Below are 1,989 nucleotides of genomic sequence, written 5' to 3'. Positions count from 1 at the left end.
GTCGGCGTCGGAGCCTTCGCCGCCAAGCGCAGCTCGTTGCGCCACAGCTCCCTCGGGGCGTCGATCGCGGTGCCCATCCTCGCCGCCTCCCTCGTCGGATGCGCAGTGGCCGGCCTCGCCTCGCTCGCGAGCGGATCGCTCGGCCCCGGACGCCTCGCGATCGCGGGCCCGGATCCGTGGGCGGTCGGAGGCCTGATCGCGCTCGAACTCGGGCTCGGTCTCGTCCCGGGCGTGCTGGCCGCACGGCTCGACCTCGACCGTCTCCGCGCTTCCGCCCTGCCTCAGCGACGCACTGCGGCGGATAGCACGGAGACGGATGGTGCCGAGGCGGATGGCACGGGCCGGCGCAGCATCGTCGCGGATCGCATGCGTGCTCGGGGCGACACGGTCCCGACTGACTACACAGTCTCCCCAAGCGACACGGCACCTCTGGCTGACACGGTCCCACTGGGCGACACGGCGCCACTGGGTGACACGGCGTCCCCGGGCCGCGAGGCGGGGATAGGGGACGACTCCGTCGGGCTCGGCGATGACGACGATGCCGTGCTGCGCGCCTTCTCCTGGGACGGCCTCGATCATGAAGGCTCTTCGGCCGCCGAGAGGTCGACACGCATCGACTCGCCGTCCGGCCGGATTTGGCGGCGACTCCGGCGTCCGCGCTAGACTGCATAACGCAATCCACGGGAGTCCGCACGCGGCGGGCTGAGAGGGAGCACGCGTGCTCCGACCGTTCAACCTGAACTGGATCATGCCAGCGGAGGAAGGAACCCTATGCGCACGCATACCCGCACACCTCGTTCGTCGTTCGCGCTCCCGCGACTCTCCCGGAGGGCCGCGGCCGCGCTGCTCGCCACCGGCCTCGCGGTGGCCCTCCCCGCCTGCGCCGGTGATCCCGGCGCACCCGCCGGCGAGGGCGGCGGCACCGCGGAATCGACCGCGGTCACGCTCGTCGTCCACGACAGCTTCGGCGATCCCGAGGCCTTCAGCGCCGCTGCGAGCGCGGCGACCGGATACGACGTCGAGGTCGTCACCGCCGGCGACGGCGGCGAGCTCACCAACAAGCTGGTGCTGACCAAGGGTGCGCCGATCGCCGACGCCTTCTTCGGCGTGGACGACACGTTCGCTTCCCGGTTGATCGACAACGGGGTGGTGGAGTCGTTCCTGCCCGATCCGCTGCCCGCGCGCGCAGCCGAGCTCGGCGCCCAGCTGGTGCCCGGGCACACCGGCGACGCGGCGAGCGTCTCGGCCTTCCCGATGATCCCGATCGATCTCGGCGCAACCTGCATGAACATCGACAGCGGTTGGTTCGCGGAGAACGACCTGACGCCGCCGCAGAGCTATGAGGATCTGGCCGATGCGCGGTACCGGGGTCTCACGGTCGTGATCGATCCGACCGCCTCCTCGACCGGTGCGGCGTTCCTCACGGGCACCGTCGCCGCCTACGGGGAGACGGGATACCTCGACTACTGGAAGCGGCTCGTCGACAACGACGTGCGGATCGAGTCGGGCTGGACCGAGGCCTACAACGGCCAGTTCACGCAGGGCGGCGAGGGTGGTACCCACCCGGTCGTGCTCTCGTACAGCACCTCGCCGGCCTGGACGCTCAGCGAAGACGGCGAGACCTCGACGACCGAGGCGCTGCTCGGCACCTGCACGACGCAGATCGAATACGCGGGCGTGCTCGCCGGCGCAGCGAACCCCGCGGGTGCGCAGGCCGTGGTCGAGTACCTCCTCTCTCCCGAATTCCAGGCCACCATCCCCGAGACGATGTACATGTACCCGGTCGACGCCGACATCGAGCTGCCGGAGGAGTGGGAGCGCTTCGCCGCGCTGCCGACGGAGCCGCACGACCTGACCCCGGCGCAGATCGGCGCCGACCGCGAGACGTGGCTCAAGGATTGGAGCGACGCCGTCGGATGGTGATCGAGCGGGACGGGCGGGCCGGCAGGCTGCACGGCCGAGGCCGCCGGTTGCACGGCCGGGCGGCGG

2 protein-coding genes and 1 riboswitch are annotated in these 1,989 nt (G+C 71.4%); both genes read left to right on the top strand.

The features are described 5' to 3' along the window. The coding region (locus tag ACFPZL_RS12665) for a cell division protein PerM (RefSeq protein ID WP_382335705.1) at positions 1-663 on the top strand (663 nt) is incomplete at its 5' end. Positions 664-670: 7 nt separating this feature from the next. Next, positions 671-780: riboswitch (TPP riboswitch) on the top strand. Beyond that, on the top strand, positions 772-1,923 hold the full coding sequence (locus tag ACFPZL_RS12660; protein ID WP_218113982.1) for a thiamine ABC transporter substrate-binding protein: 1,152 nt from the start codon (positions 772-774) through the stop codon (positions 1,921-1,923). (Overlaps the previous riboswitch by 9 nt.) Positions 1,924-1,989: the final 66 nt, after the last annotated feature.

The organism is Leucobacter soli (assembly GCF_042659205.1).
Classification (GTDB): Bacteria; Actinomycetota; Actinomycetes; order Actinomycetales; family Microbacteriaceae; genus Leucobacter; species Leucobacter soli.
Note: the sequence above shows the minus strand (reverse complement) of the source record. Positions and strands in the feature narration are given on the sequence as shown.